The sequence below is a fragment of the Acinetobacter proteolyticus genome (assembly GCF_000367945.1).
Classification (GTDB): domain Bacteria; phylum Pseudomonadota; class Gammaproteobacteria; order Pseudomonadales; family Moraxellaceae; genus Acinetobacter; species Acinetobacter proteolyticus.
This window is the reverse complement of record NZ_KB849178.1, coordinates 323,807-338,258: the sequence shown is the minus strand read 5'-3', so window position 1 is coordinate 338,258 and position 14,452 is coordinate 323,807. Positions and strand designations below refer to the sequence as shown.

Annotated in this window: 15 protein-coding genes; all 15 read left to right on the top strand. The window is 42.7% G+C overall.

Annotated elements, in window-relative coordinates; genetic code table 11:
* The first annotated feature begins 16 nt into the window (after positions 1 to 16).
* On the top strand, positions 17 to 889 hold the full coding sequence (locus F993_RS16885; protein WP_004652538.1) for a hypothetical protein: 873 nt from the start codon (positions 17 to 19) through the stop codon (positions 887 to 889).
* An 18-nt stretch (positions 890 to 907) separates the two neighbouring features.
* Positions 908 to 1,720: a 16S rRNA (adenine(1518)-N(6)/adenine(1519)-N(6))-dimethyltransferase RsmA gene (gene rsmA, locus F993_RS16890; RefSeq protein WP_004652537.1), complete on the top strand. Its 813-nt coding sequence runs from the start codon at positions 908 to 910 to the stop codon at positions 1,718 to 1,720.
* On the top strand, positions 1,720 to 2,559 hold the full coding sequence (locus F993_RS16895) for a symmetrical bis(5'-nucleosyl)-tetraphosphatase (RefSeq protein ID WP_004652536.1): 840 nt from the start codon (positions 1,720 to 1,722) through the stop codon (positions 2,557 to 2,559). Before rsmA ends, F993_RS16895 begins: the two co-directional genes overlap by 1 nt.
* 157 nt (positions 2,560 to 2,716) lie before the next feature.
* On the top strand, positions 2,717 to 3,988 hold the full coding sequence (locus tag F993_RS16900; protein ID WP_004652535.1) for a glycosyltransferase family 4 protein: 1,272 nt from the start codon (positions 2,717 to 2,719) through the stop codon (positions 3,986 to 3,988).
* A gap of 38 nt (positions 3,989 to 4,026) precedes the next feature.
* On the top strand, positions 4,027 to 4,578 hold the full coding sequence (locus tag F993_RS16905; protein ID WP_004652534.1) for a phosphatase PAP2 family protein: 552 nt from the start codon (positions 4,027 to 4,029) through the stop codon (positions 4,576 to 4,578).
* Between the two features lie 96 nt (positions 4,579 to 4,674).
* Complete coding sequence (gene iscX / locus F993_RS16910) at positions 4,675 to 4,875, top strand: Fe-S cluster assembly protein IscX (RefSeq protein WP_004652532.1); 201 nt, start codon at positions 4,675 to 4,677, stop codon at positions 4,873 to 4,875.
* Positions 4,876 to 4,982: 107 nt separating this feature from the next.
* Positions 4,983 to 5,414, top strand: coding sequence for a nucleoside-diphosphate kinase (ndk, locus tag F993_RS16915; protein WP_004652531.1), 432 nt, complete (start codon positions 4,983 to 4,985; stop codon positions 5,412 to 5,414).
* 121 nt (positions 5,415 to 5,535) lie between these two features.
* Positions 5,536 to 6,771, top strand: a complete 1,236-nt coding sequence (rlmN, locus tag F993_RS16920) for a dual-specificity RNA methyltransferase RlmN (protein WP_004652530.1) — start codon at positions 5,536 to 5,538, stop codon at positions 6,769 to 6,771.
* A 17-nt stretch (positions 6,772 to 6,788) separates the two neighbouring features.
* Positions 6,789 to 7,595 (top strand): type IV pilus biogenesis/stability protein PilW, encoded by an 807-nt coding sequence (gene pilW / locus F993_RS16925; protein ID WP_004652529.1) that lies wholly within the window; start codon positions 6,789 to 6,791, stop codon positions 7,593 to 7,595.
* Positions 7,586 to 8,380 carry a helix-turn-helix domain-containing protein gene (locus F993_RS16930; protein ID WP_004652527.1) on the top strand — a complete coding sequence of 265 codons (795 nt, stop codon included), beginning with the start codon at positions 7,586 to 7,588 and terminating at the stop codon, positions 8,378 to 8,380. Before pilW ends, F993_RS16930 begins: the two co-directional genes overlap by 10 nt.
* A gap of 22 nt (positions 8,381 to 8,402) precedes the next feature.
* Complete coding sequence (gene ispG, locus F993_RS16935) at positions 8,403 to 9,518, top strand: flavodoxin-dependent (E)-4-hydroxy-3-methylbut-2-enyl-diphosphate synthase (RefSeq protein ID WP_004652525.1); 1,116 nt, start codon at positions 8,403 to 8,405, stop codon at positions 9,516 to 9,518.
* Complete coding sequence (gene hisS, locus F993_RS16940; RefSeq protein WP_004652524.1) at positions 9,515 to 10,807, top strand: histidine--tRNA ligase; 1,293 nt, start codon at positions 9,515 to 9,517, stop codon at positions 10,805 to 10,807. The genes ispG and hisS overlap by 4 nt, the downstream gene beginning before the upstream one ends.
* Before the next feature lie 29 nt (positions 10,808 to 10,836).
* Positions 10,837 to 11,535 carry a YfgM family protein gene (locus F993_RS16945; RefSeq protein WP_004652523.1) on the top strand — a complete coding sequence of 233 codons (699 nt, stop codon included), beginning with the start codon at positions 10,837 to 10,839 and terminating at the stop codon, positions 11,533 to 11,535.
* Complete coding sequence (bamB, locus tag F993_RS16950) at positions 11,535 to 12,677, top strand: outer membrane protein assembly factor BamB (RefSeq protein ID WP_004652521.1); 1,143 nt, start codon at positions 11,535 to 11,537, stop codon at positions 12,675 to 12,677. The genes F993_RS16945 and bamB overlap by 1 nt, the downstream gene beginning before the upstream one ends.
* A 176-nt stretch (positions 12,678 to 12,853) precedes the next feature.
* Positions 12,854 to 14,263: a ribosome biogenesis GTPase Der gene (gene der / locus F993_RS16955; protein WP_004652520.1), complete on the top strand. Its 1,410-nt coding sequence runs from the start codon at positions 12,854 to 12,856 to the stop codon at positions 14,261 to 14,263.
* Positions 14,264 to 14,452: the final 189 nt, after the last annotated feature.

The window sequence follows — 14,452 nt, the reverse complement described above, 5'->3', positions numbered from 1 at the left end:
ATAATTGAGTATTGATATGAGTTTTGCTTTGGAGCAGATGAAACAAGTCCGCTTTATTGATGTGCAATGGCGATCCATAAGATGGATCACTAAACTTGGTGCGATGCTGCTGCCGGTATTCATGTTATCGGCATGCTCATCTCCTCGGATTGACCATAGTCTTTGCGATTTGAGGGTTTTATCCCTGCAAATTCCAAGACAATCGGCAGATGTTGTTGTTTATGCTAGCCCAGCAGGTGTAGAGAGGCTGAAACTTAGTCAGGAGAAATTTAATCTGGCTTTGGGTGCTGTGAATGCAAACTACACGAATCATGACGGTATGAATAAAATTCTCAAGGATGCGAGTACAATCAATGCTAATATTGATGTGCTTGTGAAGCATCAAGACCAGATTGAAGCCTTACAAAATTTCGATTTATACCTACAGGAAAATATTCCTGAAATTCAGGCTGAATATAATCTGCTGACTGATCATCTAACGCGATTAAACTATCCTTCATCTCAAGTCATTATCGCAAAAAACCAAGTTTTTGTAGCTGAGCGTATTTTGCATTCAATGCATAAAGTAACTTTGGGGGACAAGCATCTTGTTGAGAATATAGACGATTTTTTTGCTGATCTTGAAACATTTAGTCTTTACCTTGAAGCACAGCTCAAAGGAAATCCTGAATTAGGTGTGAAGCGTGTTAAAGATGCGGAAGGGCGTGAGAGTTTGTTGTCAATTCAAAAGAGTACTCAGGAAATCTTGGCATCTAGAGAGCTTAATCTACTGAGTAAACGAGAATTTCTTTCGATCGTTTATCAAGCTGCTAGAGAAAATTTGACCAAGTCAGATGAACTTTTTAATGGTCTGAATGAATTAATGCTTAATACGCAATCAGGGCAATAAATTTATGTGGAGAATTTTATGTATCAAATTAATGCCCTAAACCCTAAAGATGAAGGGCATCAGGCTCGAAAACGTTTTGGTCAAAACTTCTTACATGATCAACGTGTGATTGCCAAAATTGTACGCTCAGTGAATCCGCGTGCGGGCGAAAATATTGTCGAAATCGGACCGGGTTTGGCGGCCTTGACTTCACCTTTAATTGGCGAGTGTGATGCGTTGACCGTGGTTGAACTGGATCGCGATTTGGCTGCGGGTTTACCGGGGCGTGTGCCACATCCTGAACGTTTGACGATTATTGAAGCAGATGCTTTAAAATACGACTTCACCCAACTGTTTCAAGAGGGTCGTCCGCTGCGCGTGGTGGGTAATTTACCTTATAACATTTCAACGCCACTGTTGTTCCATCTCTTGGAGTTTGGTGACAAAGTGAAAGATATGCATTTCATGCTGCAAAAGGAAGTGGTTGATCGTATTACTGCAACACCAAACACCAAAGAATATGGTCGTTTATCGGTGATGATTCAGTATTACTGTAAACCAACCTTCTTGTTTGAAGTGCCACCGGGCTCATTCAATCCGCCACCAAAAGTTACATCGGCAGTGTTCCGTTTAGAACCCTATGATGTTAAACCGATTGTGGCAAGAAATGAGAAAGCTTTAGCGCGTTTAGTGGGGCATGTATTTACCCAGCGTCGTAAGACCTTACGTAATAGCTTAAAAGGCATGTTGGTTGAAGATGGCTTTGAGAAAGCGGGTGTAGATCCAATGGCACGTCCAGAAACTTTAAGCTTAGCCGACTTTGTCGCACTTTCTGATCAGATGGTGTCTTAATGTCTAAACGCTATAACTATGTCATCGGCGATGTACAAGGCTGTTTTGAAGCACTGAAAGCTTTACTCAAAGAAATCCGCTTTGATCCAGACCAAGACTTTTTATGGTTTGCGGGTGATCTGGTCGCACGTGGTGAAAATTCAGTGGGCGCATTACGCTTTATTAAAAAACTGGCGGATCATGGTGCTGCTGCAACGGTACTAGGCAATCATGACTTAACCTTGATTGCCTGTGCCCGTGGTTTTAAAAAGGCCAAAGACAAAGATCATACTCAAGAAGTGATTGATGCCATTGATGGCGATGAGTTGATTGATTGGTTGCGTAAACAGCCGTTAAGTCTATCTCCAAATGCCCAGACCTTGATTACCCATGCAGGTGTGCCATGTATCTGGAATGCTGAACAAACGATAGCGTTGGCACAAGAAGTCCAGCAGGTGGTGGGTCATGATGATCTTTCGATTTTGGATGGCTTTCTGGTCGAAATGTTTGGTTCACAACCTGATCTATGGTCAGATGAACTCACAGGGATGCCACGCTTACGCTGTATTACCAATTATCTCACTCGAATGCGGTTGACTAATGCCGAAGGGCGTTTAGAGTTTGATTTTAAGGATGCACTCGATGCACCAATGCCAGTAGGTTTCCAACCATGGTTTGAGTTTGAAAGTCAGGCCGCACAGACCCATCAGTTGATTTTTGGACATTGGGCAGCTTTGCAGGGCAAGACTATTAGTGCTCAAATTCAAAATGTCGATGGTGGCTGTGTTTGGGGACAGCAATTGATGGCGTTCCGTTTGGAAGATCAACACATGTTTGCGGTGGACAATCCTTTAGCTTGATCAGCCCGTGATCTCTTTGAAATGCCCATTTTTATACTAAAAATCGGGCATTTTTTATTTTAAGACTGTCAAAAAACTGTCATAGGCTGATCATTAAAGTGTCAAATAATGTTTTTAAGCTGAAAGCATGAAAATAACGACACAAATGGATGGCGATATGCAGAGTACATACGCGACATCTCTATTCAAGCAAGAGTTTCCTGAAAATTTTAAATTTTACTTTAAAAGGAAACAGCTCAAAAATAAACAAGATGAATTGTCTGAGCTTCGTGATTTAGTTCGTCCTCGTCTCCGAATTGCCATTGTGACCGAAACTTGGCCACCAGAAATCAATGGCGTGGCACTGTCGATGATGCAATTGTGTCAAGGTCTTCAACGACTTGGACATAAGATTTTACTGGTACGACCAACACAAAAAGCAGTCTGTACCGAATTTCATCCCGAACAAGAATGTTTGGTGATGTCACAGCCGATTCCGAAATATCCAAGTATTCAGTTTGGTTGGCCACAATATATTAAAGTGTCCAAAGCCTTTGAAAAGTTTGCCCCAGATGTGGTGCATATCGTGACTGAAGGGCCTTTGGGTTTAACCGCCTTGCAAGCAGCGAAATCAAGAAAAATCGCAGTCTCCAGTGGTTTTCATTCAGCCTTTCATGATTTCAGCCGTTTCTTTGACTTGGCTTTCTTGGTTAAGCCAATTCAACGTTATTTGACGTGGTTTCATAACAGTACCGATGTGACTTGTGTGCCGAGTCAATATACCGAACAAGCTTTACGTGGTTTCGGTGTGACTTGCCCATTGGTGGTGGTCGGACGTGGTGTGGATACTGAAAAATTCTCGGCCAAACATCGTTCACAACAACTGCGCCAACAATGGGGTGTCGATGCCGATACCCGAGTGATGTTGTATGTCGGACGTTTATCACCAGAAAAAGAAGTCGATGTACTGATCAAAAGCTTTCATGCATTACAAGCACAGCAGGGTAACAATGTGAAGTTTGTGATTGTCGGTGATGGCCCAGATCGTGCCCGTCTGGGTAAGATGGCGCAATCTGATGATGTCATTTTTATGGGCAGTCTGAGTGGTCGTGAACTCTCAGCCGCTTATGCCAGTGCCGATGTTTTTGCCTTTGCCAGCCAAGCCGATACATTTGGAAATGTGGTCTTAGAAGCAATTGCCAGTGGCTTAGCAGTGGTGGCCTATGATTATGTTTGCGCCCATCAGCATGTACAACCGAATGTGACTGGCTGGTTGAGTCCATTGGGACAAACAGATCATCTCATTCAATCGATTTGCCAATTACCTGCCTTGCCGCAATTACGACAAATGGGCTTATTGGCCAGTGAAAGTGTGCAGCAAAGTAGCTGGCAGTTTCCAGTACAACAATTAGAACAAGCATTGTATCAAGTCGTGAGGAGTCTCCCATGACCGCGACTTAAGCTACTCTCAAAAAGAGGAGAAATCGTATGAATCTTCAAAATGCAAAAATAAAAATACTTGATTTAGATTTAAAAGGGTGTGTCTACCTCAATCATCTGTCTCAGTCACAACGGATCGCTTTATTTTTTAAAACGATCAGTCGTTTGGGGGATGGGCCATTTTGGTATGTGATGTTGTTGTCTGTATGGGCGATACAAGGTCTGGCATACGGTCTGCAAATATTGTATGTGGTTGCGGCAGGTTCAGTCGGAACCTTGATCTATAAATTTTTAAAAAATAAAACTACACGACCTAGACCCTATCAGGTGCATCAGGTGATTGTGTTGGGTGAGCGACCGTTGGATCATTTTAGTTTTCCATCAGGTCACACTTTACATGCGGTCATGGTGACCATCACTTTGGGTTATATTCAACCGCTACTATTGCTGTTAATGCTGCCATTTACCATTTTGGTTGCCTTATCTCGAATGGTACTTGGTCTGCATTATCCGAGTGATGTGATTGTAGGGGCGATGATTGGTGCGTCGGTTGCCAGTGGTATTATCTTATTGGCGCCAACTGCGAATATCGCTTTATAAGGTGTTTTATCTTGAATTTAGCGACAGAACACTATCTCTTAATTTGTATGATTTGTTAAAGTACGCTCAATTACACTCATTTATTTAGGTTGTCATATGGGCTTACGTTGGACAGATACGATTGATATTGCGATTGAACTCACCGAAGCGCACCCAGATGTAGATCCACAATGGATTCGTTTTACCGATTTACATGCATGGGTTTGTGCTTTGCCTGACTTTAGTGATGACCCAAATAAGTCAACTGAAGGTTTGCTTGAAGCCATTCAAATGGCATGGCTGGATGAAGTTCGTTAAAAATTCGTCAGAAAACGCTTAAGTTTTGCATATTCAAGCTGATTATTAGCGATGACATCGGTATAATGCGGCAAATTTTTTAGTTTAAACCATAATAGGAGTCAATCATGGCGATTGAACGTACTTTATCTATCGTAAAACCAGATGCAGTATCTAAAAACCACATCGGCGACATCTTTGCTCGTTTCGAAAAATCAGGTTTGAAAATTGTTGCAACTAAAATGAAACACCTTTCTCAAGCGGATGCTGAAGGTTTCTATGCTGAGCACAAAGAACGTGGTTTCTTTGCTGACTTAGTTGCATTCATGACTTCTGGTCCAGTGGTTGTTTCAGTTCTTGAAGGCGAAAATGCAGTTCTTGCTCACCGCGAAATTTTAGGCGCTACAAACCCTAAAGAAGCTGCTCCTGGCACAATCCGCGCTGACTTCGCTGTAAGCATCGACGAAAATGCTGCTCATGGTTCTGACTCAGTTGCTTCTGCTGAGCGCGAAATCGCTTACTTCTTTGCTGATAACGAGATTTGCCCACGCACTCGTTAATCCAAAGTATTCAAGCCAGATAAGTGGTATACTACTTATCTGGTTTTTTATTTTTTATAGATTGAGTTGTGCGAATAATGCACAGCTATTTTTAGCGCTGATATTGTTTAGGTAAATGTACATGAGTTCTGCAGTGGTCGTTTCATCAGAAAATTTAGATGAAAAACAACAGTCTGTTTCTATGCCTGTCGTTCATGCTGTCGAGAAAAAAGTAAATTTACTTGGCATGTCTCGAGCTGAATTAGAAAAATTCTTTGAAGATTTGGGCGAAAAAAAGTTTCGTGCAGGTCAAGTCATGAAATGGATGCACCAATATTTTGTGACTGATTTTGCTGAGATGAGCAATATCTCAGGCAAATTACGTGAAAAACTCGAAAAGATTTGTGAAATTAAAGCACCAGAAGTAGTGCATCGTAACTACTCCAAAGATGGTACCCGTAAGTGGGTATTCCGCGTAGGAGATGGAGAAGGTTCTCTGGTTGAAACCGTCCTGATTCCTGCGGAAGATAAGACAGGTGCGCGTAAAACCCTGTGTATTTCATCGCAAGTGGGTTGTGCACTGGATTGTTCATTCTGTTCGACGGGTAAACAAGGTTTCCAGCGTGACCTCACACCAGCAGAAATCATTGGTCAGTTGTGGATGGCAAACTATTCCTATATGGAAGATGTGCCTGTGGCTGAACGTGAACGTACCGTGACCAATGTGGTGATGATGGGTATGGGCGAACCTTTACTCAACTATGATGCTGTACTCAGTTCTATGCAGTTGATGCTGGATGACTTTGCATATGGTATGTCGAAACGCCGTGTAACCTTATCGACGTCGGGTGTCGTACCGAAAATTGATCAACTGGCGCAAGATATCGATGTTGCTTTGGCGATTTCACTTCATGCACCAAATGATGAACTTCGTAATGAATTGGTGCCGATTAATAAAAAATATCCGTTACAACAATTAATTGCAGCTTGCCAACGCTATTTAGCCAAAGATGGCAATGAAAGCTCACGTCGTCACGTGACCATCGAATATGTCATGCTCGATGGTGTCAATGATAAGCCTGAGCATGCACAGCAGTTATTAAAACTGTTAAAAAATCTACCGAGTAAGATCAATCTTATTCCATTTAACCCGTTCCCGCATGCGCCTTATGGTCGTTCGAGCCGTAACCGAATTATTGCCTTCCAAAAAACTTTGTCGGATGCAGGATTTGTGTGTACGATTCGTCAGACACGTGGCGATGATATTGATGCTGCGTGTGGACAATTGGTAGGACAGGTTGCTGACCGTACTCGTCGTGCCGAACAATGGAAAAAGAAAGTGGCGCAACGACAAGAAATTTTGCGCACACAAGGATAATACTTGGGGAAAAGGCGTTGAATACCACTCGACCAAAAACGATTATTGCGACAGCTGTTGTGTTTACTTTACTTGGCCTGACAGCATGTCAATCAACATCTTCAACATTAAAAAAAGATCCAGAAAAAGCAGTGCAAGTCCGTACCCAACTTGCAGCAGAGTATATTCGTAATCGTGATTTAGACGCAGCCAAGCGTTCACTTGACCAAGCCTTAAAAGTTGATTCACGGGATGCCAATGCCAACATGATGATGGGTATCTTACTGCAACAAGAGGGCAGCAAGACCAATATGGAAAAAGCTGAAGCTTATTTTAAGCGGGCAATTTCCTCAGAACCTGATAATGCTCAAGCGCGTAATAATTACGGTACATATTTGTATCAACAGCAACGCTATAATGACGCTATTGAGCAATTTACTCGTGCGGGTGCAACCTTAGGCTATGAACAACGGTTTCAGTCGTTGGAAAACCTAGGACGAATCTATTTGAAATTGGGCGATGTTGCGAATGCTGAAAAATCATTCAAACAGGCGCTACAAGCGAATCGAAACGCAACTATTTCAATGTTAGAGTTGGCGGAAATTTTCTATTTGCAACAAAATAATAGAGATGCGTCGCAACTATACGAACAATATGTTCGTAACGTGGGACAGAAAAACCAAGGTGCTCGGGCGCTTTGGATTGGTCTACGCATTGCTCGAGCGAATGCGGATCAATTAGGAATGCAAGTGTTAGTCAATCAACTGCGCGCACTCTTTCCTGATAGTCCAGAATATCAACGTTATTTGCAATTACAGTACAGTACTGAGGCCGTATGGAAATAAATCCAAATTCACATCAGCCAACTGGCACAACCTCGCCATCGTCAACCTTAGGAAATATTCAACGACCTGGTGAGTATTTGCGTCAAATTCGTATTGCACAAAAGAAAGAAATTGAAGAGATTGCAAACGTATTGAATATGCCTGTCAAAACATTGACAGCATTAGAGCAAGATGATTATAAATCATTGCCAGAAGCAACTTTCATCAAAGGTTATTACCGTGCTTATGCAAAGCATTTAAATGCAGATGCCAGTGCGATTATTCAGCGTTTTGATGAAATCTATGTCAATGATACTGGACTGAAAGCCAGCCATGCCTTGAATAATTCTCCGATTAAAATTATGGGGAAATTATCAGGTTCGAAAAGCGTGCGTAATCGTATCTGGTTAAAACGCATTGCAATTGTGGCGGCTGTTGCAGTTTTAGCGTGGTTGGCGGTTATGGCGGTGCAGAATTGGACATCCAGCCATAAAGATGACGATGATGTACCAAAGATCAAAAATTCGGATGTTCAGATTTTGCCGATGGGGAATACCACTACTGCAACATCTGGTGATCAATTGGTGTTGAATTTTAATCGACCAACTTCTGTGCATATTGTCGATGCAACAGGTAAAGTATTGGCAACAGGTCGTCAAGCATCGACTTTGACTTTAAGTGGTGAATCGCCATTTCAAATTCGTTTAGATGATGCGACCGCAGTAGCATTGACTTTAAATCAGGAGCAAATTTCCTTGTCTCCATATACGGTCAATGGAAAAGCAGAATTCCGTTTGTCTCGTTAATGCCAAAGAGTAGAGCTATACGATGATTGTGAATCCAATTAAACGCCGTCCAACACGAAAAATCCGTGTTGGTTCAGTGTATGTCGGTGGCGATGCCCCGATCAGTGTTCAAAGTATGACCAATACTGAAACCTGTGATGTGGATGCAACTGTGGCGCAAATCCAGCGCTGTGCAGATGCAGGTGCGGATATCATGCGTGTTTCAGTACCGTCTATGGAAGCGGCAGAGGCATTTGGCGCGATTCGTAAACGCGTTTCTGTGCCCTTGGTGGCCGATATTCATTTTGATCATCGTATTGCTTTAGCGGTTGCGGACTATGGCGCAGACTGCCTACGGATCAACCCAGGCAATATTGGCTCGGATCAGAAAGTGCGTGAAGTGGTTGCTGCGGCAAAACATCATGGTATTTCGATTCGTATTGGAGTCAATGCAGGTTCTTTGGAAAAAGACTTACAAGTGAAATATGGTGAGCCGACAGGGCAGGCTTTACTTGAGTCGGCGATGCGTCACATCGACATTCTAGACCGTTTAGATTTCCAAGAGTTCAAGGTCAGCGTTAAGGCATCGAATGTGTTTTTAACCATGGATGCTTATCGCTTGCTGTCTCAACAGATTGATAATCCGTTGCACCTTGGGGTCACTGAGGCGGGGATTTACCGAACTGGTACAGTCAAATCGGCAATTGCCTTGGGCGGATTATTGATGGAAGGCATTGGCGATACCATGCGCATTTCGCTGGCTGCTGAACCAGAAGATGAAATTAAAATCGGTTTTGATATTTTAAAATCATTGGGCTTACGCTCAAATGGGATTAATTTTATTGCTTGCCCAAGCTGTTCACGTCAGGAATTCAATGTAATTCAAGTGATGCAGGCCTTGGAAGAGCGTTTAGAAGATATCCGTACCCCGATGGACTTGTCTGTAATCGGATGTAAAGTGAATGGTCCAGGTGAAGCCAAAGAAGCGGATATCGGGATTGTCGGTGCGTCACCGCGTTCACTGGTCTATCGAAATGGTGAAAAAAGCCATTTAATTGATACAAATCAGCTGGTTGATGAAATTGAAACAATGGTTCGTCAACGTGTTCAAGAGCTTGAAGAAGCAAAATCTAAAGAAATTATTCGTAGTTCATCATGAGTTCAATTGTCGCTATCAAAGGTTTTAATGACATCCTTCCAACGCAAACTGCCGCTTGGAGAAGTCTGGAACAACAACTTGCATCGTTAATGGATGCATATGGTTATCAACAAATCCGTTTGCCGATCGTAGAGCAAACGGGTTTATTCAAACGTGCTATTGGTGATGCAACCGATATTGTTGAAAAAGAAATGTATACTTTTTTCGACAAAGGTACGCCACCAGAATCACTGACCTTGCGTCCTGAAGGGACTGCAGGCTGTGTGCGTGCGATGTTGGAGCATAACTTGCTGCGTGGTGCGACGCCACGAGTCTGGTATCTCGGGCCAATGTTCCGCTATGAGAAACCACAAAAAGGCCGTTATCGCCAGTTCCATCAATTTGGTGTGGAAACCTTCGGTGTCGCAACGCCAGATATCGATGCTGAAATCATTTTAATGACCGCACGTTTATGGAAGCGTATGGGTGTGTCAGAACATGTGCGCTTAGAGTTAAATACTTTAGGTGAAATGGATGAGCGTGCAGCCTATCGTGCAGCCTTGGTTGAGTTTTTAAGCCAACACAAAGACGCCTTGGATGAAGACTCGCAACGCCGTTTAAGCACCAATCCATTGCGTATTCTGGATTCTAAGGTTGAATCAACGCAAAAGATTTTAGAAAATGCGCCGAAGTTGCATGATTTCTTAAAAGAAGATTCAATCAATCACTTCCAACAACTGCAACAATACCTGACGGATGCAGGAATTGAGTTTGTGATTAACCAGAAACTCGTACGTGGTTTGGACTACTACAACAAGACCGTATTTGAGTGGACCACCACCATGTTGGGTTCACAGGGTACTGTATGTGCCGGTGGTCGCTATGATGGTCTAGTTGGACAGCTCAAAGGTAAAGCAGATCAATCTGTACCTGCCGTTGGTTTTGCCATGGGAATGGAACGTTTACTGTTATTGGTTGAACAGGTAGCTGAAGTCAAAGATGCACGTGATTGTGAAATCTTTTTACTGGCTGAACCTGCATATCAAGCCAAAGCTTTGGTTTTGGCTGAGCAAATTCGTGATCAGTTAGAAGCTGCAAACAGTTCGCTTCGTTTAAAAACGGGTTCACAAGGCAGTATGAAAAGCCAAATGAAAAAGGCCGATCAATCAGGTGCAACCTATGCGGTAATCTTGGGTGAACGTGAGTGGGAATCTCAGCAGTTATTGGTGAAAGAGCTTGCGACGGCTGAACAGTCACAAGTTGCGCTCACTGAACTGACGCCATTTTTTATCGAAAAATTTAAACAATAAATTGCAAAATTTAGGAAAAGGACAATCACATGAGTTTAAGTGATGATGAACAACTCGACCAGTTAAAGTCGTTTGCCAAAAAATATGGTTCTGCAATGATTAGCGGAATTCTCATTGCCTTGATTGCCTTTTTCGGATGGGAATACTGGCAAAAGAAAAACCTTGCCGAAGCCCAGAACCAAACGGCGAAGGTACAGAAGTTGATGGATGAGGCGAAAGCAGCATCAGGTCAGCCAAATGCCTTTGCCAGCTTATCTGAAACAGCAGATAAAATTGTGAAAGATGATGCAGATTCTGCACAGGCGATTCAAACACAATTTATCATGGCGAAACTTGCCTATGACAAGCAAGATTATGCGGCTGCGGAAAAAGCTTTGAAGAAAGTTGAAACTTCAAAAGTTAAAGATGCGGGTTTGCTGCAAATTGTTAAATTACGTTTGGCTGATGCGCAATTGGCGCAAAGCAAATACGATGACGCTTTAAAAACCTTATCTAGCGTGACTGATCCTGCATTTAAGGCGACTGCTGATGAACTTCGCGGTGATATTTTTGTTGCGAAAAAAGACAACGCGTCTGCTCGAAAAGCGTATCAAAGTGCATGGGATAATCTGCTCGAACGTAAACAAGAGCGTCAGCTTTTACAAATTAAACTCGAAAGTGTTGGCGTTTTAGTAGATGATCCTGAGTTTGAGCGCCCGATCTTAGATACCAAAGTGGATGAGTCTTAATGCAGAATAAACTAAAACTACCTTTGGCAATTGCAATTGCTTCAGCTTTACTCGTTGGTTGTTCAAGCAATAAAGTAAAAGAAGCAAAACCGAATCCATTGCCAAAAATCACGCAAGAACAAAATTTAAACCTTGTGTTTTCACAAAGTGTCTCGTCTACCGATGCTGCTGAAGCGTTACGTTTGCAGTTGGATACAGACAATGGTGTGATTTTTGCGATTGACCCAGACGGTCAGGTTTCTGCATACAAAGGTAAACAGCGTCTTTGGAAAAGTAAAATTACCAAACAAGAACTCACTGCTGGTGTAGAAGCAGGTGAGGGAATTGTGGTCAGTGGTAATCGCAAAGGCCAATTATTTGCTTTAGACCAAGCCACAGGTGAGCAGAAGTGGACCGCGAAATTGTCGGGTGCCATTTTATCTCCATCACTGATCCAGTCGGGTCGTGTGATTACCATTGCCAATGATGGTACGGTATTTGCGCATGATGCAGCGACAGGCCAACAGGTTTGGGCATATAAGCTACCGAATGTTCAGTTTAGTTTGCGTGGTCAACCAGCACCTGTGCGTTTAGATGAGCGTACTGTGTTAATTGGTTCTGCCAATGCCTATGTTTATGCTTTGGATATCATCAGTGGTGTACCGCGTTTCCAACGTCGTGTGGCAATCAGTGAAGGTCGTTCTGACATTCAGCGATTAGTGGATGTTGTGGGTGATCCTGTGGTATCAGGACAATATCTGGTAACCACCAGTTTCCAAGGCCAAGTCACCGTGACCGATCTTGCAACACAACGTGTGGTGTGGAGTGAAGATGCGAGCAGTACCAATAGCGCTGAAGTTGCGGATGATAAAGTTTTCGTTGCGACGACGGATGGCAAGTTGAATGCATATAACTTGGCGACAGGTGAGTTGGTTTGGCAAAATGAAGAATTGTTGAATCGTAAGCTCAGTAATCCTGTGATGTTAGGACAAAATCTGGTCGTGGGTGATTTGGATGGCGTGCTTCATCTAATCAATCCTGCTTTAGGTAAGTTGATTGGTCGTGCCAAAACCAGCGGTGAAGTCCGCTCATTGCGCGTGATTGACAATCAGCTCTATGTTGCGACACGAAAAGGTGCATTAACCATTTGGCAGAATCGTTAATTTTGCCTTAGCTTGTGGTAAAATGCACAATTAGCTATTGCTAATAAAAGAATGATCGGGGTATTTGTTTAAACAAAACCCCGAATTTTTATTGTGATTACTTGATCACCAAAATCTTCCATACTGTTTCTGATACGATGTCATCAACGATGGCTCGTCTGAATTAAGGTTAATTTATGAAACCCGTTATTGCGCTTATTGGTCGTCCAAACGTCGGAAAATCAACGCTATTTAACCAAATCACCAAAAGTCGTGATGCTTTGGTTGCTGACTTCGCTGGTTTAACTCGTGACCGCAAATATGGCGATGCGGTTTTTCAAAATAAGTCGTTCATTGTTGTCGATACCGGTGGTATTGGTGAGAATGAAGGCGGCATTGATTCATACATGGCAGAGCAGTCAAAAACCGCCATCCATGAAGCAGACATCATTGTGTTTGTTGTGGATGCACGTGCTGGCTTATTGGCATCAGACGAACAAATTGCCCGTGAACTACGTACTCTCGGTAAGAAAGTATATCTAGTCGCCAATAAAGTTGATGGGGTACATGCTGAGGCTGCGCTGGTTGAGTTTTATAAACTGGGTATGGGTGAGCCATTACAAGTTGCTGCAAGCCACGGGCGTGGTGTTCAGCAAATGCTTGAAGATGTGTTGGCTGAAGTTCCAGAAGATGAAAATCCAGAAGAACATGACAAAGCAACAGGTTTACGTCTAGCCATTATTGGTCGTCCAAATGTCGGTAAATCGACTCTAGTCAATCGCCTGCTGGGTGAAGACCGTGTGGTTGCATTTGACCAACCGGGTACTACGCGTGACTCGATTTATATTCCGTTTGAACGTGATGGACGTCAATACACCCTCATTGATACCGCTGGTGTGCGTCGTAAAGGTAAAGTCGAGGAAATGATTGAGAAATTCTCAATCGTAAAAACACTGCAAGCGATTAAAGATGCCCATGTGATTGTGGTGGTACTGGACGCTCGAGAAGGTGTGGTTGAACAAGATCTACACTTAATTGGCTATGCACTCGAAGCTGGTCGTGCCATGGTGATTGCGATCAACAAATGGGACAACATGACCGAGTATGATCGCAAACAATGTAAGTTGGATGTAGACCGTCGTTTTGACTTTATCCCTTGGGCGAAAGTGCATTTAATCTCAGCCTTACATGGCACGGGTGTCGGAGAAATGTACCCAACTATCCATCGTGCTTATGATTCATCACACTTAAAAGTTTCTCCTGCGAAATTAACTCAGATCTTGAATGATGCGACTGAAGCGCATCAACCGCCAATGATTGGGGGTAAGCGAATCAAAATGCGTTATGCGCATATGGGTGGACAAAATCCACCGACTATCGTAATTCATGGTAATAAGGTGGATAAAACGCCTGCGGACTATCGTCGTTATCTTGAGAACGTGTTCCGTAAAGTTTATAAACTGGAAGGAACGCCGGTTCGTGTAGATTTCAAAACTTCGGATAACCCATTTGAAGGGCGTAAATCTCAAGTCGATGAGCGTGTAGCGGCACGCAAACGTCGCTATGTTCAGAAGTTCAAGAAAGCGGAAAAGAAATTCAAACGTTAAGCTCGTCTTGATGATAAAAGCCCAAAGTTTGCTTTGGGCTTTTTTGATGCTATTATTTTATTAGTTAATTTAAACAATGCATGTTTTTGTCGAGTTTAGCTTGTGTTTGGATTTTGTTTAAAATAAATAATATAAGCCATTGAAATATAATAAAAATTATTTTTTGTTAAATTTCTCACCAGTGCTATA